The organism is Clostridium sulfidigenes, assembly GCF_000732635.1.
Lineage (GTDB): Bacteria > Bacillota > Clostridia > Clostridiales > Clostridiaceae > Clostridium_J > Clostridium_J sulfidigenes.
In genome coordinates, this window is record NZ_JPMD01000038.1 from 44,224 (window position 1) to 63,319 (window position 19,096).

A 19,096-nucleotide genomic window follows, 5' to 3' on the forward strand; every position below is an offset into this window, starting at 1 on the left:
GTAAAGTACTAAAAGATTAGAAACTTTACTGTGTTTTCTTTTTTATATAGGGGACATTGACTTTACACTCTATAGTCACAATTACAATTAAATTGGTTAATTACATATATTAAGTTAAATTATTGAATATAATTTATTATAATAATAACCTAATCATTACTATGAATTTTACGCAAGTTACATATAAGGAGTAGTAATACACAAATACCTAAAAATGCAATGGTAGTAAGGTCAGATGTCTTTATTAATCTAGGTACTGAAAATAAGAAAATCAATATAGCTACAATAGAAGCTATCAAATCTAATTTTAAATCTTTTTTGATAGATTTCATCAGAAGCACCTCACAATAAAAGATTCTAATTATAAATATAAGTTTAGTGTAAAATGAATATAGAGGTGCTTTATGTATATTAATGAAAGGAATTTGAGATTATTATTTCTATTAATATTTTACTGGTGTTGTAATTAAACCACCTCTATATAAGTGTGTTATTCATATATGATTATAGCTTAAAATAATCTTGGGATGTGATTTTTGGAACGAAAGGTCAAATATCGAACATGTAAGTTAAAAATTAATGTAAAATAAAGTGTAAGTGTGAAAAATAAGGAATTTCAGGTACGAAATAAGTAATTTCGTGAAAATTCAAAATAAAACATATAACAATGGTGTATAATTTTGTTAAAACTTAAAATTAAGAAGGGGTTTTATGATTAGTATTTTAGTAAAAAAAATTGTGAATTTTATTGCCACAGAATCTAATATAGAAGATATATATTATCTTGATAGAATTAGATATGGGGTAGAGGTTTTTATCAGTGAAGGGATTAAATTCATTATAATACTTTTAATATCTCTTATACTAAAAAGATTACCTGAATTTTTTATAATTACAGTATTAATTTTAGGAGTTAGAACTAAACTTGGAGGTGGACATTGTAATAGCTTTATAACATGCTTTATAAAGACTACAGGAATATATTTAATTATGTACTTCTTATCTTCTATAGTAATAATACCAAGATTCATAAGAGTTTTAATATTAGTATCTGTTATAGCTACAATTTTTACTGCTAAATACAGAACTAAGATTAAAGCAATAGAAGCGCCTAAAGTAATTTTAAAATTAAAATTAAGGACAAGCTTCATATATTTATTCACATATGCTTTAGTAAGAGTAATAAATAATTCTGTATACATAAATCTTGTATTATTATTTGGAACATATATGATTTATGAATATTATATGAATAACAGGGGGAAATCTGTAATGAAAAATTTAACAAAAAAATTCGATTTAAAGAAACTTATGAGTGATGTATTAACTAATGCTAGTATAGGAGTAGGAGAAGCAGCATTAAAATCTTCTTCTATATTCTTTTGGGGAGAAGTTGAATTACCATTGGAATTAAGAGAAAAAAGTAAATAATAATTATCTAAAATGTGCTATAATTGTTAGGGGTGATGAAGATGCAATTATTGTTAATAGAAGATGATATTATTCAAAGTGATAATTTGTCTAACCTAATTAAAGAAAGCTATAATAATGTGGAGCTCCTAACGGCACATTCATTTAAAGAATCATTAAAAATTATTAATGAAAAAAATATTGACTTATTCTTTATTGACATCAACTTACCAGATGGATCTGGGATAGATATAGCTAAAAAAATTAGAGCTATGGAGGGTTATGAATTAAAAGGAATAGTATTTATAACAAGTCAAGGTTATCAGATGGTAGATGCATTTAAAAATATACACTGCTATGATTTTTTAATAAAGCCTTTTTTAATAAAGCCTTATAGTAAAGAAGATATTAAAAGAATCATAGATGTGTTTATGAAAGAAAATGTTAAGAAAAATGACAACCGAAAGTATAGTATGATAACTATAGAAAGTAAGATAACTTATAAACTATATCACGATGATATAGTTTTTGTTGAGTATATACCGAGGAAGTGCAAAATTGTAACAGTTAAGAATGGAATAATTTATGCAAAGTTATCTCTAGGAAAACTGTTAAGTATGATTGAATCAAATAGTATAGTGCAATGTCATAAATCCTTTATTGTAAACACTAAATATATAAAGAAAATAGACAAGATGTATACTAAGCTATGGAAAGTACATTTTGTTAACATTAGTGAAGTTATTGATTTATCCATAAGTTTTAGTGAAAAAGTGTTTGAGATTTTAGGGTATGAAAATGAGTATAAATAATTTTTTAGAATTGTTTACACTAGGTATGATTTGCAATATTTTATTTGATAAAATTAATATTAAAAATGTTTTAATTTCTATTATATTAGCATATGTTTTTGGTACTGTTATAAAAATACCAGTAGTTACTATAGGAGCTTTAACTATAATATATGCATTCATAAATAAATTTTTATATAATGACACTTTTTATAAAGCTCTAATAAAGATAACTATATCATTATTAGTTTTAATGATAGCAGAAAGTATTGTAGGAATTATAGTAGGTATACTAGATATTAATACAGAAAGTATAAATTTAACCTTAACATTAGTGGGTGTATTTACAATTACCTTAGGTACTATATATTATTTTACTAAATATATTAAGGTGAATATTTCAACTATACCTAAGATAAGTACTAAAATTATTATAACAGGAATAGTGAATTTATTTCTAATATTAACTATATTAATATTTATAAATGATAGTCATTTTATAGGCAGTGGATTAAGAATTGGATTATTTTCAGCATTGTTAGTATTCATTATAATAACTATGATTTTATGTAGAGATATATATAAAATTATGAAGGAGAATGAGATATTAGAAATTCAAAATAAATATAATTTGATTTTAAATGAGTATATTGAGAAGTTAAGGGCTAGTGAACATGAATATAAAAATCATTTAAATGTGATATACTCAACCCTTCAGGTGGGAAATTATGATGAAGTTAATAAAGTAATAAAGAAGTATATAGAAGATATAACTTATAAAGATACTTTAACAAAGCTAATGACTATAGATAATATAATTTTAAGAGCTCTTATTTATAGTAAAATTTGCGAAGCAGAAAAAGCTGATGTAAATATAAAGTGTAACATTAAAAATAGCTTGAATAATATAAAGATTAGTCAATCAGATATGGTAATTATATTAACTAACTTATTAAATAACGCTATAGAAGCAGCTAAGGAGAGTCCAAATAAATTAGTTGAGATATATATAGATGAAGATTATTCAACTAACGGTAGATATATTATCACTATAAAAAACACTGTAAAAGATATGAATAAAATAAATATATCCTCAATGTTTAAAGAGGGATATTCAACTAAGGGTTCTAGTAGGGGCTATGGACTACATAATGTTCAAAAAATAGTGAGTGGTAATAAAGGAAATATTTTAATAGAAACAGACGACGATATGCTTTCTGTTGAAATACATATTTAAAAACTTAGAAAATGGATATCAATTAATTTTGATATTCATTTTTTTTAGAATAATCATATATACCTTGAAGAAATTATAATAAAAATATTCAATAAAGTGCTTTTAAATATACTATAAAATGATATAATTAAATGGAGAATTATTATTACTTAATAAAGCTATTATTTAGTGAATGTTATGGAGTTATAAGATTTTTACAAATCTTATATGAGCTATGAACCTAGGAGGAATATGGGTATGGATTATAATAGAGCTATAGAAATGGTAAAGAGGAATCCAATTATTATAAAAACCTTAAAGAACCCAACAGAAGAAATGAAGCTTTTGGCTGTAGAGAAGGATGGAATGTCTCTACAGTACATAAAAAATCCAACAGAGGAAATGAATATAAAAGCATTGAGGAGTAATATAAATGCTATTGAATTTATAGATGAGCCTACCTTAGAAATGAAAGAGTATGCAGTAAAGGAAAGCTGGAATACTTTAAAATATATAGATGCTCCAAGTGAAGAACTAGTAAATCTAGGGATTGAACAAAAGGGATGGGCTATTCAGTATATAAAGAATCCTAGCTGTCATCTTCAGAGGTTGGCTATTGAGAAAAACTATGATTCCATTAAGTATATAGAAAATCCTTGTGAAGAGGTGCAGCTAGCGGCTGTAAATATTAGCTATGATGCCCTAAGGTATATTAATAATCCTAGTGAAAAAGCTGAGATATCTGCCATTAGAAATAATGAAGCTGCTATTAAGTTTGTTCATAATCTAGATAAAGAAAAGATGATAATATTTTTAAAAGAAAATATACTAGTAATTAAATATCTTATAAAAGATATTTCTATAGAAGAGCTTGAAGGAGTATTAAAAGAAAGATTATCTAGTGAAGATATAGAAGAGAGCTATGTAAGAAATTTTATCAATTGTGAAAGTATAAATAAAAAGTATAATAATATTTCTATGGATAAGATTATATTTATTCATAAGTATGGAAGTAGTAGAGCAAAAAGAGTTGCTATAGATGAAAAGCTAAAGATTATGTAGGAGGATAATGCAAATGAACTTTAATGATACATTAAAAAGTGTAGAGCTTGTAATAGAAACTAATGAAGTACCTCTTATTGTAGGAGAGAGTGGAATAGGCAAGACTGCTCTTGCAAAGACTTTGGCGAGACAAAGAGAATGGAGTTTAGTTGTTATAGATGGAAACCTTTTAAAGGAGGGTGAAATAGGTGGACTCCCTACAGTGGAAGAATATACTATTAAAGATGAACATGGAAGAGTAGTAAGTAAAAAGACAACTATCTATGCTATTCATACAAAGCTTAGAGAAATAGATAATCTTATTTTAGAAGGTAAAGATGTACTTTTATTTATAGATGAAATAAATAGGTGTGAGCATAGTGTACAACAAGAGCTTATGAATTTGATATTAAATAGAGAAATAAATGGATATAAGCTTCACGATAAAGTAAAGATATTGGCTGCAATGAATCCATCCAGTAAATACGGCTCAGACTTTGATTATCAAGTAGTAGATATGGATGCTGCCCAAGAAAATCGCTTTGTTTGGCTTAACATGGAAAGTGACGCAAAGGGTTGGATTAAATGGGCTTTGGAAAATAAAGTTGATAGAAAAGTAATAGAATTCATATCTACTTTTCCAGAGCATCTACACAGTATTAACGAGGATGATATAAGGGCTACCCCACGAAGCTTTGAAAGAGTGTCTAAAAGTTATAAGTTATATAAAGAAAATAAAGATAGTATACCAAGAAGAGTATTTTTAAATGTTTTAAGGGGGAATCTTGGAAGAATTATTGCAGAGCAACTTATGGATTTTATGGAGTCGGATAATACTGCTTTAATTTCTCCAGAAGAAGTATTTGAAGAAGAAGTTTTATCAGAGCAGGTTAAAATTAGGATATCCAATGAGAGCCACACTAGATTATATTTAACAGGAAGTAATATAATAAACTATATTAGCAGCAAAGTTGAAGAGCTAGAAGGAGCAGCTATAAAGAGAGTTATAGATAGATTTGTAGAGTTTCTTAGCTTTTATCCAGTAGATTTGATGATTGGAATTATGCAGGATATGAGAGAAAGTCAAAAAAGTATATATAACTTCATATTAGAAAATGAAGACTTTGTAGAGAATTACTTTGCAGCTTATACTGAGATAAAAGGGTAGATAGCCATGAGTAAGAATTTTGAAAAATTGAGGGCTAAGCTTTATAATAGGGTAACTAATATAGTTAATGGTGGAGAGATGTTTAAAGCAAGAAGAGATGGCGAAAAATTTGTAGTAGATATGCCAGAAGACTTAAAGATGGAGTTTTATAAATTAGTAGATAGAGTAAATCTAGCCATGATGGAAGATAAGGAAAATTTCTATGGATACTTTTTATTTCAGGTAAAAAGAGAAATAAGATATGATATAGCTACACCTACATCTATTAGTTTTAAGGGAGCTAAATATATAATTTATTTTAATCCTCTTATATTTTTACAACTCAACTTGAGTCAGATGCAAGGAACAATAAAACATGAAATTCATCATATTTTAGCATTACATTTGGTAAGAGCAAAGGAGTTAAGAAGAAAGTACAGTACTTTAGCTGTTAATATGGCTATGGACATAGTGGCAAATCAATATATTGATTTCTTACCTGCCTATGCAACTACCTTAGAGTGGGTAAATACAAAATATAATTTGAAGTTAGAGCCATATAATTCTATGGAGTACTATGTGAGAGAAATTCAAGGAGAATTGGATTTGTTAGAAGAGGACAAAGAAGGAGAAGAGGATGATTCTAAAGGCGATACTAAGGATGAATATGATCCTAAAAAGACTCATGATACCTGGGATGAATCTGATGATATAGATGATAAAACTCTGAAGTCCTTTACTGAGAAATTTGCAGACCTTTCTAGTAAAGGAAAGCTTCCAATAGAGATAGAAGCTATGCTAAAGACTTTAAAGGGAAGTGAAAATGAAATCCCATGGAATATTTATTTGAAAAAAATAATGGGAACCTTAGAGAGTAGTAAGAAGAAAACTGTAACAAGAAGAAGTCGAAGGCAACCTAATAGATTAGATTTAAAAGGGGAGTTAAGAGGGCATAGGGCTAAAATTGCTGTAGCTATAGATATAAGTGGAAGTATAAGTGATGCTGAATTTATGCAAGCTATGAAAGAAGTACTTTCAATAGTAAAAAATTACAATAGTGAAGTAACTATAATAGAGTGTGATAGCAATATTAAAAGAGCATATAAGGTTAAGTCTGTAAAGGATATAAGAGAAAGGGTTACTAAAGGGGGAGGAACACAGTTTACTCCTGTATTTGAATATATAAATAACACTGACACTAACTTACTTATATACTTTACTGATGGTAAAGGCGAAGATAAATTAAAGGTTACTCCAAAAGGTTATAGAACTTTATGGATAATATCAGGCAGAGGATATAAATTATCTTTAAAGGAGCCTTATGGAGTAGTAAAGAGGCTTAAGGCTATAGAAGAGAAGGATGAGTTTATAGATATACATGACGTAAGAAATGATGGTTGGTCTATGAATAGTGTTGAACCTACAATATAGAGTATTAAAAATTATATAGTTTTACCAATTAGGCTTTCATAAAATGGATAACTCTATTTTGTGAAAGCCTAATTTTTTTATAGTTAAGTAATAAGTCTTTAATAAATTTTAATGATATACATAATATCTACTCATTTAGCTCAACATATAAATGGTATAAGAGTAAAAATTAAAAATTTATAACTTAGAGCAAAGTAACAAAAGGCTATTGAGACATTAGATATATGTTCTAAATACCTTCATACCAATATATTTAAACTGTAAGAAAAGAGGTAATAACATGAGAAAAATGAAGACTATGGATGGTAATACAGCAGCAGCACATATATCCTATGCATTTACAGAAGTAGCTGCTATATTCCCAATTACACCATCTACACCTATGGCAGAGCTAGTAGATGAATGGGCCGCTAAGGGAAGAAAAAATATATTTGGTCATCCTGTTAAAGTGGTAGAGATGCAATCTGAGGCAGGGGCAGCTGGAGCATTGCATGGTTCCTTACAAGCAGGAGCTCTATCTTCTACATATACAGCATCACAAGGTCTATTACTTATGATACCTAACATGTATAGGATGGTAGGAGAAAGATTACCTGGAGTTATACATGTTGCAGCTAGAGCTCTTACTACGTCATCCTTAAGTATATTTGGTGACCATCAAGATGTTATGGCTACAAGACAAACAGGATTTGCAATGCTTGCAGAAGGTTCTGTTCAGGAGGTTATGGATTTAGCAGCAGTAGCACATTTAAGTGCTATAAAGGCTAGAATGCCATTTCTTAGTTTCTTTGATGGCTTTAGAATTTCCCATGAAATACAAAAAGTTGAGGTTATAGAGCAGGAGGAACTTGCAAAACTAGTGGACTATAAAGCTATTGATGAATTCAGAAAAAATGCTTTAAATCCAGATCATCCAGTTACAAGAGGAACTGCTCAAAATCCTGATTTGTATTTTCAAATGTGTGAATCACTTAATAGATACTATGAAGATATACCTACTGTAGTAGAAAATTATATGAGTGAAATAACAAAACTAACAGGAAGAGAATATCACTGTTTTGATTACTATGGAGCACCGGATGCAGATAGGATAATCATATCAATGGGTTCTGTATCTGAAGTAGTTGAGGAAACTATAGATTATCTAAGAGCTAAGGGAGAAAAGGTAGGACTTGTAAAAGTAAGACTTTATAGACCTTTCTCTATAGAGAAGTTTATAAAAGCTATGCCAAGTACAGTTAAGAAGATAGCAGTACTTGATAGAACTAAGGAGCCAGGTTCTATAGGGGAACCTCTTTATCTAGATGTAGTAAGAGCACTGTTTGGAAAAGAAAATGCTCCATTAGTAGTAGGTGGAAGATTTGGACTTGGTTCAAAGGATCCAATTCCAGCTCATATAGCTGCCGTATTTGAAAACCTAAAAGAAGATAAACCTAAGGATAGATTTACTATAGGAATAATTGATGATGTTACAAACTCATCACTAATGCCAAAGGAAGATATAGATGCTACGCCAGAAGGCACAACCTCATGTAAGTTCTGGGGATTAGGTTCTGATGGTACCGTTGGAGCTAATAAGAGTGCTATAAAGATTATTGGAGATCATACAGATATGTATGCTCAAGGATATTTCTCTTATGATTCTAAGAAATCAGGTGGAATAACTGTTTCTCACTTAAGATTTGGTAATAAACCAATTAAATCTCACTATACCATTGACAAAGCAGATTTTGTTGCTTGCCATAACCAATCCTACGTTTATAGCTATAACTTATTACAAGGATTAAAGAAGGGTGGAAAATTCCTTTTAAATACTCAATGGACAGAAAAAGATTTGGAAGATAGATTACCAGCTGACTTAAAAAGATATATATCAGAAAATAATATAGAGCTCTACATCATAAATGCAGTTAAAATAGCCCAAGAAATTGGGTTAGGTGGAAGAATAAATATGATAATGCAAGCTGCCTTCTTTAAGATAGCAGATATCATACCTATTGAAGATGCAGTAAAATATTTAAAAGAAGCAGTTATAACTTCCTATGGTAAGAAGGGTGAAAAAGTTGTAAATATGAACCACGCTGCCATTGATTCAGGAATAAATTCTATAGCTAAAATAGAAGTTCCAAGTAAATGGAAGGATGCTAAGGATGATAAGTTAGATATAATGAAGGATTATCCTGCATTTATTAAGGATATTGTAGAACCAATGAATAGAATGGAAGGAGATGCTATTCCAGTTTCTACATTGGTTAGAGAGGGAGTAGATGATGGTACCTTCATGGCAGGTACTACTGCCTTTGAGAAGAGAGGAATAGCAGTAAATGTGCCGCAGTGGATTTCAGAGAACTGTATTCAATGTAACCAATGTTCATATGTATGTCCACATGCCACTATTAGAGCCTTTCTATTAGATGAAAAAGAAAAAGAAAATGCTCCAAAGGATATGAAGTTACTAGAAGCCAAGGCTCTTAAAACTGAAGCTCCAATGTTCTTCCATATAGGAGTTACACCTTTAGATTGTACTGGATGTGGAAACTGTGCAGAGGTTTGTCCAGCTAAAGAAAAAGCTTTAGTTATGAAGCCGCAGGATAGTCAACATGATCAAATAGAAGTTTGGAATTATGTTGTAGAAAAAGTTGCAAACAAGAAGAATCCATTGAATAAAAATACTGTGAAGGGTAGCCAGTTTGAGCAACCTCTCCTTGAATTCTCAGGTGCATGTGCAGGATGTGGAGAAACTCCATATGCTAAACTTGTAACTCAATTATTTGGAGATAGAATGATGGTAGCTAATGCTACTGGTTGTTCATCAATTTGGGCAGCAGGAGGACCTTCAACAGCCTATAGACCTAATAAAGAAGGCTATGGACCAGCATGGGCTAATTCACTCTTTGAAGATAATGCTGAGTATGGTTTTGGAATGTTTATGGCTGTTAAAACCATAAGAGAAAGAATTGCACAGAATATAAGAGAAGCTCTAAGTGGGGATATTTCAGAGGGAGCTAAGTCTGTGTTGCAGGATTGGTTAGATAACATGGATAAGAGTGAAGGTACAAGAGATAGAGCAACTAAACTAACCCAAGTTCTTCAGAAAGAAAATAGTGAAATAGCTAAGAAGATACTAGAAGATAAAGAATTCTTTGTTAAGAGATCTCAATGGCTATTTGGAGGAGATGGATGGGCTTATGATATAGGATATGGTGGCCTTGACCATGTATTGGCATCAGGAGAAAATGTAAATGTATTAGTCTTTGATACAGAAGTTTATTCTAATACAGGAGGTCAATCATCAAAATCAACTCCAACGGCTGCAGTAGCTAAGTTTGCAGCATCAGGAAAGCGAACTAAGAAGAAGGATTTAGGAATGATGGCTATGAGCTATGGTTATGTATATGTAGCTCAAGTATCCATGGGAGCAGATAAAAATCAGACTATAAAAGCTATTTCAGAAGCTGAAGCTTATGATGGACCATCATTAATAATAGCTTACTCTACATGTATTAATCATGGTATTAAAGCTGGAATGTCTTATTCACAAGAAGAACAGAAGAGAGCAGTAGAGTGTGGATATTGGACTTTATATAGATATAATCCAGATTTAAAAGGAACTAAGAATCCTTTCTCCTTAGATTCAAAAGCACCAAATGGAAACTTTAAAGACTACTTATTAGGTGAGGTTAGATATGCATCCTTAGCTAAAGTATTCCCAGAAGTAGCAGAGGAATTATTTGCAAAAACAGAAGCAGATGCTATGGAAAGATATAATAACTATAAGAAGTTATCAGCTCAAGAATAAAAAATTGGAAGACCATGTCATAGTTATGATATGGTCTTCTATAATTTAGATACATTATGAGTTTTTATTAATATAAATTTTTAAAGCTTTAATCATAAGTACAAGTGCATAAATACCTAAACCCCAAAACAATAAAATTATGGGTAAAATAATTAACATTGGAATAAAAGCAAATAAAGTCTCCATAAAAGCCTCCTTATAATCTAATATAATTTAATTTGATTCACTAGGTGATGTAGAGATAGATTTTTTAGGAATAAATACTGCAAGTAATGTAGATATAATTAATACAATTGTACAAGCAAGGCCACCCTCAGCTCCGAAGTTACCACCAGATAGTAAAGAGTTACTAAAACTATTAACTTTCAAAATAGAAGGTCCTATGTTCATTCCACTAACAAGAATTCCATATATATTACCTTGAGCAAAGTTCCACATGGTATGAATTGCACATACTCCAATAATATTATCTGTACGATAAGCATAAACGGAAAAGAATATACCAACTAAAATAATATTAATCATTGGTAGTATAGAAAAGCCTGAATTGAAAATGTGGAGAAACCCAAATAAACAGGAGTTCAAAATAATACCGAGAATAATTCCATTTTTAGCAGCAATGGAAGTTAATAAAAAGCCTCTACATAGAAATTCTTCACTGGCACCTTGTATCATAAAACCAATAAAGAAAATAATAATTAGAGGAAGAGAAGACAGAGTGACCTTAACAAAGGATAATTGTCCAGAAATCATTAGAATCAATACAACAGCACTAAACATAACAAGTCCTACTATTAATCCAATCCCATATTCTTTAAAAGCACCTTTTTTTATTAACCCCATGGAGCGAAGATTTCTTTTTTCACTAAATTTGCAATATAAAATACAGAGTATAATTAAAAATCCAGTACCAAATAAATTTATAAGAGTTAAAGTTTCATTATCTATGGTCATAGATAATCCATTGGATTTAATCACAGTTATAAAACCTATTATTGCCATAGGAACCACAAGTATAAATTGACTTACTAAAATAAGAACTAAGGATATAAGTAAGTTGAGAAATGGATTGTGTTTCAGTTTAGCTTTTTTTGCTTCCTCAATCATAACGGAATGTGTGTTAAAAAATTTCATAAGAATCCCCCAATTAAAATTATAAAATATACACAGTAATGTATATGTAACATTATATTATATTTTACACTATATATATTAATTCACAATATATATAATACAAAAGGAGTAACTTAATACATAAGTTTCTATTAATGAATTCATAAGTTTCTATTAATGAATTCATATGTGAAAATATAATTCATTAATGTATAATAATTAGTAATAAATATCTTATAATAACAGTAAGTAACTATTTAAAATAAAAGGAGAGAACATATATGAGCATATTATTTATTCAGTATCCAAAGTGTACTACATGCATTAAGGCAAAAAAATTTCTTGTTGAAAATAACATAGAATTTCAGGATAGACATATAGTGGAGAATAACCCAACGAAGGAAGAGTTAACTTTATGGATTGACAAAAGTGGACTTGAGATTAAGAAATTCTTCAATACCTCAGGAAAGCTTTATAAGGAAATGAATTTAAAGGATAAGATTAAAGACATGTCAAAGGATGAAGCCATAGAACTTCTTTCTACTAATGGAATGTTAGTAAAGAGACCTATACTTATAGATGGAGATAAAGTATTAGTGGGATTTAAGGAAGATAATTATGAGAAATTTACAAATAAACCTTCTCAATAATCAATATGAAATTCTCATTAAATCAGGAATTATAAACAGTATAGGTGAAGAGATTTCAAAGATATATGAAGGAAATGAAATAGCTTTAATTACTGATGAAAATGTAGATAAATTTTATGGAGATATAGTTAAAAAGTCTTTAGAGGATAATGATTTTAAAGTTTTAAAGGTGGTTTTGAAACCTGGTGAAAGGAGTAAATCAATAGAATCTTTAATGAAGCTATATAATGAACTTTTAGATTTTAAGCTAAACAGGGGAAACTTAATTATAGCTTTAGGGGGAGGAGTCATTGGAGATTTAGCAGGCTTTTGTGCAGCCACTCTTTTAAGGGGAATTCCATTTGTTCAAGTTCCAACATCACTACTTGCCCAAATCGATTCATCTATAGGAGGTAAGGTTGCTATAGATTTACCTAGTGGAAAAAACTTAATAGGTAATTTTTATCATCCTAGGGCAGTATATATTGATCCTCAGGTGCTTAAAACCCTAGAGAAGAGATATGTAAATGATGGATTAGGTGAAGCTATAAAATATGGATTAATAAAGGATAAAGAGCTCTTTGAAAAGTTTGAAAGTATAGAAAGCTATGAAGTTTTATTTGAATATATAGAAGATATAATATATAAATGCTGTAGTATAAAAAAACAAGTAGTAGAGCAGGATGAAAAGGACAAGGGAGAGAGGATGATTTTAAATTTTGGTCATACTATAGGTCATGCTATAGAAAAGCTTGAAAATTATAAGGGTGTTTCTCATGGAGAAGCTGTAGCTATAGGGATGTACTCTATAGCCCTTAGATGTGAGGAGTTAAATATATGTAAGGATGGAGTTGCTAACAGAATAAAAAGTCTACTATATAAATTTAACTTGCCCTATGATTTCCAAGTAAAGACCAGGGAAGATATTATTGATGCTATTTCAGTAGATAAAAAGACAATAGGAGATTTTATAAACCTTATTCTTATTGAAGATATAGGTAAGGTTTTTATTCATAAGGTTACTCATGAAGAATTAGAAAAATTTATTTAGGAGGAAAAGCTATGGATAAAATTATAATAAAACCCAAGTTACTTAAAGGGAATATAGTTGTTCCTTCTTCTAAAAGTTTAGGGCATAGGGGGATAATTGCAGCTGCTCTAAGTAGAGGAATATCTAGGGTGGATAATATGCAACTTTCTAAGGATATTGAAGCTACTATGGAGATAATGAAGGAGTTAGGAGCAGTTGTTGATATTGAAGGGCATAGTTTGTACATTGATGGAAGAAAGATGTTTTCCTATGAAAAGAAACTAGATTTAAGATGCAGAGAATCTGGCTCAACCCTAAGATTTCTAATTCCACTAGCTTTAACCAAAGATGGTGACTATATATTTCATGGAGAAGGAAAGTTAATTTCAAGACCACTAGAACCATATTATGAAATCTTTGAAGAAAAGGGTATAAAATATTCAAGGGAAGAGGACGGTTTACCTTTGAAGGTAAGTGGAAAACTTACTAGTGGTACATATAGAGTAAGGGGAGATATAAGCTCACAATTTATAACAGGGCTACTGTTTTCTCTCCCCATTTTAGAGGGTAATTCTAGAATTCAGATAACTACGAAACTAGAATCTAAGGGATATATAGATCTTACTTTAGATATTTTAAAGGATTTTGGCATAGAGATAGAAAATAATAATTATAAAGAGTTTAATATTAGAGGAGCCCAAAAATATAATAGTAGAAACTATTATGTAGAGGGAGATTATTCTCAGGGAGCCTTTTTTTTAGTAGCAGGGGCATTGGGTTCTTCTATAGTATGTTCTGGTCTAAATAAGGATTCTCTTCAAGGAGATAAGGTCATATTAGATATTTTAGAAGCTATGGGATGTAATGTGGAAGAAAGTGAAGAAGATATAAAAGTAAAACCTTCTAAGACTAAGGGCATAGAAATAGATGCCTCTAATTGTCCCGATTTAGTTCCAGTTCTTACGGTGCTTGCTAGCCTTTCAGAGGGGGAAACTAAAATAGTAAATGCTAAAAGACTTAGAATTAAAGAGTGTGATAGACTACATGCTATAACTAAAGAGTTAAATAAACTAGGAGCAAATATAATAGAGTTAGAAGATTCTTTAATAATATCAGGTGTTAATGAATTAAAGGGTGGAGAAGTTGATTCTCACAATGATCATAGAATAGTAATGGCCTTGGCCATAGCAGCCACAAGAGCTAATGGTGATGTAATCATAAATAATCCTAGTGCCGTAGAGAAGTCTTATCCTAATTTCTTTAAGGATTATTTTAAATTAGGGGGTGAAGGTGATGAGTTCAATTATAGGAAATAAAATAAAAGTATCAGTTTTTGGGGAATCCCATGGTGATGCAATAGGAGTTATAATTGATGGGTTGCCAGCAGGTCATAGGATAAATTTTGACTTTGTTCATGAAGAAATGAGAAGAAGAGCACCAGGTCAAGATTCATTGTCTACTTCTAGAATAGAAAAAGATATACCTAAGGTTTTAAGCGGAATTTTTGAAGAAAGAACTACAGGGGCACCACTATCAGCCATAATTGAAAATAACAATACTAAATCTAGGGATTATTCAGAGCTTAAGGTAAAGCTAAGACCAAGTCACTGTGATTACCCAGCCATGATTAAATATGAAGGGTATAATGACTATAGAGGTGGTGGACATTTTTCTGGTAGGCTCACAGCTCTTTTAGTCTTTGCAGGAGCAATATGTAAGGAGATTTTAAAGGAATATGATGTGTATATAGGTGCACATATAAAGTCTATTGGAAAGATAAAAGATCATGGCTTTGACAAAGTAAATATAAGAAAAGAATTATTACAAGAATTGAGGAAGGATAGATTTCCTACCTTAAATAAGATTATTTCCGAAGAAATGAAAGAAGAAATTTTAGTGGTTAAAGCTTTAGGAGATTCTATTGGAGGTGTTATAGAAGGAGCTGTTATTAACCTACCAGTAGGACTTGGAAGTCCAATGTTTCACTCAGTAGAAAGTGTATTATCCCATATGCTTTTTTCTATTCCAGCAGTTAAGGGAGTAGAGTTTGGAGAAGGATTTAACATCTCAACACTAAGAGGTAGTGAGGCAAATGACCAGTACTATATTGAAGGTGAGGACATAAAAACCTATTCTAATAATAATGGGGGGATTCTAGGTGGAATTACTAGTGGAATGCCAGTTATATTTTCAGTAGCATTTAAACCAACGCCATCTATAGCTTTACTACAGAAAACTGTAAACATGGATACAAAAGCTGATGATGTTTTAGAAATTAAGGGAAGACATGATCCTTGTATAGTACAAAGAGCAGTGCCAGTGGTGGAGTGTGTCACTGCCATTGCTATTTTAGATATGATGCTTCAATAAGTATTCTAGAAGGGAGAAGAGTTTTGAATAATATCATATTAATAGGTCTTTCAGGATGTGGGAAAACATGTCTAGGTAATATAATTAGTAAGGATGAAGAAATAAATTTTATTGACTTAGATGAATATATAGAAGAAAAAAACAATATGACTATAAAGGAAATGTTTAACATTAGTGAAGAATACTTTAGAGATAGGGAAACAGAAGCAGTTAAACAGGTTTCTAAACTAGAAAATACTCTTATAGCCACAGGGGGTGGCGTTATAAAGAGAAAAGAGAACATGGATGCATTAGGGAAAAGTGGATGTATAATATTTATAGATAGAAAACCGGAAAAAATAATAGAAACTTTAGATATATCAAATAGACCTCTTTTAAAAGAAGGAAAAGATAAGATATATGACTTACATAAAGAAAGGTATAAGCTCTATAAAAAATATGCTCATATTACTATAGATAATAATGATAGTAAGGAAAAGGTTATTAATATTATAAAGGATATAATTAAAATTAAGCTCCATAAGCGTTAGTATTAATAGATATATTCCTTAAATCTTATCTGTTTATAAAGTCATATATGGATCCTTTTTAATATTATATTAATATAGAGAATTGAGGTGAGATCATGGATACTAAGAAAATACTGTCTATCATAAAACGGCAAGAAGGATTAAAGTTAGATTTCAAACAAAAGCTATCCTTAGATTTTGAAAGTGGCAAAAAAGAACTAGCTAAAGATGTTTGTGCCATTGCTAATTCAAAGGGTGGAAGAGGATATATAGTTGTAGGTATTGAGGATAAAACAAAAGAGTTAATAGGCTTAGATGAAAGTGAAGTTTTCACAGAAGAACAAGTACAACAAATAATATCTTCTAGATGTGAGCCACCAATCCCAATCTCTGTAGATGAGTATAATATAAGCGAAAAAAGGATTTGTATAATTACAATATATGATGGAGAACAAAAGCCATATCAACTTAAGGAAAATGGAGCATTTTATATCAGAAGAGGCTCTACCACTGACACTATGAGGAAACAGGAACTCGTAGAAGCCTTTGAGGAGAATTTAGACTTTTTTATTGAAACTTCCCAAGTGGTAAGAAGTGATATAAACCTTATAAATATGGAAATAGTAAAAAACTATTTTCATAAAAAAGGTATAGTTATTAATAGCTCTAATGAGAAATTTCTTATGAGGAGTGCAGGAATATCATATACAGATAAGGATACTGGAGAAGAGAAATGTACCTTGGGTGGTCTTTTAGTATTTTCTGATAACAATAGTCTTTGTATACCTCAAAACATGATTAGAATAACTAATAATTTAGGTAAGGGAAAAGACCGAGTAAATGTTGTACAAGGTAATCTCTTATCTATGATAGATAAAAGCGAAGATATATTAAGAAAAATATTACCTAAGAATTATCCTATAGGAGCTATAGTTGAGGCAATAAACAATGCAGTGCTTTATAGGGAATATTCTTCCATAGATAGAGTTATAGAAGTGGTGATATCTAGAAATAGTACAATAGTTAATAGCCCAGGACAAATGATACAGAACAATTCCACAGGAAAAAGAATTAACTATAATAGAAGAAATATGTGGCTTTATGAAAAACTAGTAACACTAGATGAAAATAAAAGATTTTTAAACAATGAAGGTGGATTTGGAAGGATAAAAAAGCCTTTCAAAAAAAATGTGACATTTATAAACTCTAGAGCAGAAGATTGTTTTAAGGTAATCTTACCAGGAACAAAACTCTATGAAGGTAAAAAATAGTGATATTAAGGTTAATTAGCAGTAAGTTTATAATCCTTATAAGTAAAAGATTAGACGATAAAGTAAGAACTAGAATTTATCGTCTAATTTTTTTGTAACGAAATTAGTTTTAATAAAGACATATGTGTAATAGCTCCATTATCTATAAAGGGAGAAGTTATAATTCAAGCTGTTGAAGACTCCGTAGCAGAATAAGATTATTTGTTCACCAATTTTGTTATTTAATTGGAATTTCATGCACAGAATATACCATTTTGTGCATTTTTCTATAAAATAAACTGATTATAGGTTACAATGTGGTTATTAAAATCAATACCCTTTAAGTGGAGATAGATTTAGTAGTTTAGCCATTGAAAGGAGGAAAAAAGATAATGAAAAAAGTAATGTGGTTAGGTCTTTCTATAGAAATAACAGTATTGATAATAATGTTATTATTTGTTGTATTCAAGAAGCCAATACCAAGAGTACTCGTTGGTATTTTTGTAGCTGGAATGTTAACAAGTATAATATCTTCATTTTTCGTACAACGAGAGAAGATTAAAGAAAATTAAACTATTTAAATATACGAAATTTTATATAGGAAACTAGTCATATTTTAAACTATGAAACTAGTTAAATATGATCCTAGGTAACTATATAACTTTTTAACTAGTTGTTGGCACCGTGGGGATTTGAGGGTTTTTTGAATATTTTTATTTATTAAATGGATAGAAATTAACATTAATTTAAGTGGAGGATAAAAATGGTTAGTTGAAACTAAATAAAAAGTATTATAACTAAAAGGAGAAAAATCATAATATGAATTATTTATCAGGATTTACTGTAATTTTAACCTGTTTTTTTACCTTCTACTGTTTTAATGGACTTATGTTTTCAATACACTTATGTGATAGTGATAATATTAATAAGGATGCTTTCAATGAAGTATTATATTTTAAAAATATAATGTCAATTGTATATTTATTTTGCTTTATTTGTTTTTTATCCTTGACTATTTTTGGGTATCTTAAAAATTGTATTTTTACTCCATGGAGAGCTAAGGTATTAGGTGTTCAAACATACATAACATTACTGATAATACTTAGTCTGCCAGAGTTTTTTAAATGTAAGAAGGAAAAATATAAGATAAAGAAAACAAAAATTAGTATTAGGAAAAAACTAACTTTAGTACTTTCAATACTTATCTTTTCTTTGATTTCCACCCTTATAAGTGCGTATATGATTTTACCTTAATTATTCAAGGGTATATTAACAATTAAGTTTAGTATAGATGCATTTGCTATAAATCCAAAACTGTAATAAAAAAATAAACGGTAGGTGCTTTTCCAGAAGTTTTGGG

The 19,096-nt window shown here is 29.8% G+C and carries 17 protein-coding genes; 14 read left to right on the forward strand and 3 right to left on the reverse strand.

All coding sequences use genetic code 11. The features are described 5' to 3' along the window. Nucleotides 1-149: 149 nt before the first annotated feature. The gene (locus IO99_RS14610) at nucleotides 150-332 is read right to left on the reverse strand and encodes a hypothetical protein (RefSeq protein ID WP_035134720.1); all 183 of its coding nucleotides are present in this window, start codon (nucleotides 330-332) and stop codon (nucleotides 150-152) included. 379 nt (nucleotides 333-711) lie between these two features. Between IO99_RS14610 and IO99_RS14615 the strand changes: the two genes are divergently transcribed. From IO99_RS14615 to nifJ, 7 genes are all read left to right on the forward strand, one after another. Then, nucleotides 712-1,431 carry an accessory gene regulator B family protein gene (locus IO99_RS14615; RefSeq protein WP_035134722.1) on the forward strand — a complete coding sequence of 240 codons (720 nt, stop codon included), beginning with the start codon at nucleotides 712-714 and terminating at the stop codon, nucleotides 1,429-1,431. Nucleotides 1,432-1,472: 41 nt separating this feature from the next. Then, nucleotides 1,473-2,222 carry a LytR/AlgR family response regulator transcription factor gene (locus tag IO99_RS14620; protein ID WP_035134724.1) on the forward strand — a complete coding sequence of 250 codons (750 nt, stop codon included), beginning with the start codon at nucleotides 1,473-1,475 and terminating at the stop codon, nucleotides 2,220-2,222. Further along, a complete protein-coding gene (locus IO99_RS14625) occupies nucleotides 2,209-3,438 on the forward strand; it encodes a sensor histidine kinase (RefSeq protein WP_035134725.1) in 1,230 nt (409 codons plus the stop codon). The genes IO99_RS14620 and IO99_RS14625 overlap by 14 nt, the downstream gene beginning before the upstream one ends. A gap of 237 nt (nucleotides 3,439-3,675) precedes the next feature. Further along, nucleotides 3,676-4,479: a hypothetical protein gene (locus IO99_RS14630; protein ID WP_035134900.1), complete on the forward strand. Its 804-nt coding sequence runs from the start codon at nucleotides 3,676-3,678 to the stop codon at nucleotides 4,477-4,479. A 13-nt stretch (nucleotides 4,480-4,492) separates the two neighbouring features. Then, nucleotides 4,493-5,626, forward strand: coding sequence for an ATP-binding protein (locus IO99_RS14635; protein WP_035134727.1), 1,134 nt, complete (start codon nucleotides 4,493-4,495; stop codon nucleotides 5,624-5,626). Nucleotides 5,627-5,632: 6 nt separating this feature from the next. Next, nucleotides 5,633-7,036 carry a vWA domain-containing protein gene (locus tag IO99_RS14640; RefSeq protein WP_035134729.1) on the forward strand — a complete coding sequence of 468 codons (1,404 nt, stop codon included), beginning with the start codon at nucleotides 5,633-5,635 and terminating at the stop codon, nucleotides 7,034-7,036. Between the two features lie 280 nt (nucleotides 7,037-7,316). Then, nucleotides 7,317-10,835, forward strand: a complete 3,519-nt coding sequence (nifJ, locus tag IO99_RS14645) for a pyruvate:ferredoxin (flavodoxin) oxidoreductase (protein ID WP_035134731.1) — start codon at nucleotides 7,317-7,319, stop codon at nucleotides 10,833-10,835. 54 nt (nucleotides 10,836-10,889) lie between these two features. Here nifJ and IO99_RS19690 read toward each other — a convergent pair whose 3' ends face one another. Then, nucleotides 10,890-11,021: a hypothetical protein gene (locus tag IO99_RS19690; RefSeq protein WP_278245262.1), complete on the reverse strand. Its 132-nt coding sequence runs from the start codon at nucleotides 11,019-11,021 to the stop codon at nucleotides 10,890-10,892. 27 nt (nucleotides 11,022-11,048) lie between these two features. Continuing rightward, nucleotides 11,049-11,969, reverse strand: a complete 921-nt coding sequence (locus IO99_RS14650) for a CPBP family intramembrane glutamic endopeptidase (protein ID WP_035134733.1) — start codon at nucleotides 11,967-11,969, stop codon at nucleotides 11,049-11,051. 260 nt (nucleotides 11,970-12,229) lie between these two features. On the opposite strand from IO99_RS14650, the gene IO99_RS14655 reads away from it, so the two are divergent. The 7 genes from IO99_RS14655 (at nucleotide 12,230) to IO99_RS14685 (ending at nucleotide 18,308) form a co-directional block, all read left to right on the forward strand. Further along, a complete protein-coding gene (locus IO99_RS14655) occupies nucleotides 12,230-12,598 on the forward strand; it encodes an arsenate reductase family protein (protein WP_035134735.1) in 369 nt (122 codons plus the stop codon). Then, nucleotides 12,567-13,628, forward strand: a complete 1,062-nt coding sequence (aroB, locus tag IO99_RS14660; RefSeq protein WP_035134737.1) for a 3-dehydroquinate synthase — start codon at nucleotides 12,567-12,569, stop codon at nucleotides 13,626-13,628. The genes IO99_RS14655 and aroB overlap by 32 nt, the downstream gene beginning before the upstream one ends. Nucleotides 13,629-13,639: 11 nt before the next feature. Beyond that, a complete protein-coding gene (aroA, locus tag IO99_RS14665; RefSeq protein ID WP_035134739.1) occupies nucleotides 13,640-14,923 on the forward strand; it encodes a 3-phosphoshikimate 1-carboxyvinyltransferase in 1,284 nt (427 codons plus the stop codon). Continuing rightward, nucleotides 14,901-15,977 (forward strand): chorismate synthase, encoded by a 1,077-nt coding sequence (aroC, locus tag IO99_RS14670; protein ID WP_035134741.1) that lies wholly within the window; start codon nucleotides 14,901-14,903, stop codon nucleotides 15,975-15,977. Before aroA ends, aroC begins: the two co-directional genes overlap by 23 nt. Nucleotides 15,978-16,000: 23 nt before the next feature. Next, nucleotides 16,001-16,507, forward strand: coding sequence for a shikimate kinase (locus IO99_RS14675; RefSeq protein WP_035134743.1), 507 nt, complete (start codon nucleotides 16,001-16,003; stop codon nucleotides 16,505-16,507). Between the two features lie 95 nt (nucleotides 16,508-16,602). Further along, a complete protein-coding gene (locus tag IO99_RS14680; protein WP_035134744.1) occupies nucleotides 16,603-17,757 on the forward strand; it encodes an AlbA family DNA-binding domain-containing protein in 1,155 nt (384 codons plus the stop codon). A gap of 371 nt (nucleotides 17,758-18,128) precedes the next feature. Then, nucleotides 18,129-18,308 carry a hypothetical protein gene (locus IO99_RS14685; protein ID WP_035134747.1) on the forward strand — a complete coding sequence of 60 codons (180 nt, stop codon included), beginning with the start codon at nucleotides 18,129-18,131 and terminating at the stop codon, nucleotides 18,306-18,308. The last annotated feature ends 788 nt before the right edge of the window (nucleotides 18,309-19,096 follow it).

Coding starts and splice junctions, on each gene's coding strand:
- nifJ (WP_035134731.1), top strand. CDS start 7,317: ATGAGAAAAATGAAGACTATGGATGGTAATACAGCAGCAGCACATATA.
- IO99_RS19690 (WP_278245262.1), bottom strand. CDS start 11,021: ATGGAGACTTTATTTGCTTTTATTCCAATGTTAATTATTTTACCCATA.
- aroC (WP_035134741.1), top strand. CDS start 14,901: ATGAGTTCAATTATAGGAAATAAAATAAAAGTATCAGTTTTTGGGGAA.
- IO99_RS14625 (WP_035134725.1), top strand. CDS start 2,209: ATGAGTATAAATAATTTTTTAGAATTGTTTACACTAGGTATGATTTGC.
- IO99_RS14685 (WP_035134747.1), top strand. CDS start 18,129: ATGAAAAAAGTAATGTGGTTAGGTCTTTCTATAGAAATAACAGTATTG.
- IO99_RS14630 (WP_035134900.1), top strand. CDS start 3,676: ATGGATTATAATAGAGCTATAGAAATGGTAAAGAGGAATCCAATTATT.
- IO99_RS14620 (WP_035134724.1), top strand. CDS start 1,473: ATGCAATTATTGTTAATAGAAGATGATATTATTCAAAGTGATAATTTG.
- IO99_RS14635 (WP_035134727.1), top strand. CDS start 4,493: ATGAACTTTAATGATACATTAAAAAGTGTAGAGCTTGTAATAGAAACT.
- IO99_RS14615 (WP_035134722.1), top strand. CDS start 712: ATGATTAGTATTTTAGTAAAAAAAATTGTGAATTTTATTGCCACAGAA.
- IO99_RS14655 (WP_035134735.1), top strand. CDS start 12,230: ATGAGCATATTATTTATTCAGTATCCAAAGTGTACTACATGCATTAAG.
- IO99_RS14640 (WP_035134729.1), top strand. CDS start 5,633: ATGAGTAAGAATTTTGAAAAATTGAGGGCTAAGCTTTATAATAGGGTA.
- aroB (WP_035134737.1), top strand. CDS start 12,567: ATGAGAAATTTACAAATAAACCTTCTCAATAATCAATATGAAATTCTC.
- IO99_RS14680 (WP_035134744.1), top strand. CDS start 16,603: ATGGATACTAAGAAAATACTGTCTATCATAAAACGGCAAGAAGGATTA.
- aroA (WP_035134739.1), top strand. CDS start 13,640: ATGGATAAAATTATAATAAAACCCAAGTTACTTAAAGGGAATATAGTT.
- IO99_RS14610 (WP_035134720.1), bottom strand. CDS start 332: ATGAAATCTATCAAAAAAGATTTAAAATTAGATTTGATAGCTTCTATT.
- IO99_RS14650 (WP_035134733.1), bottom strand. CDS start 11,969: ATGAAATTTTTTAACACACATTCCGTTATGATTGAGGAAGCAAAAAAA.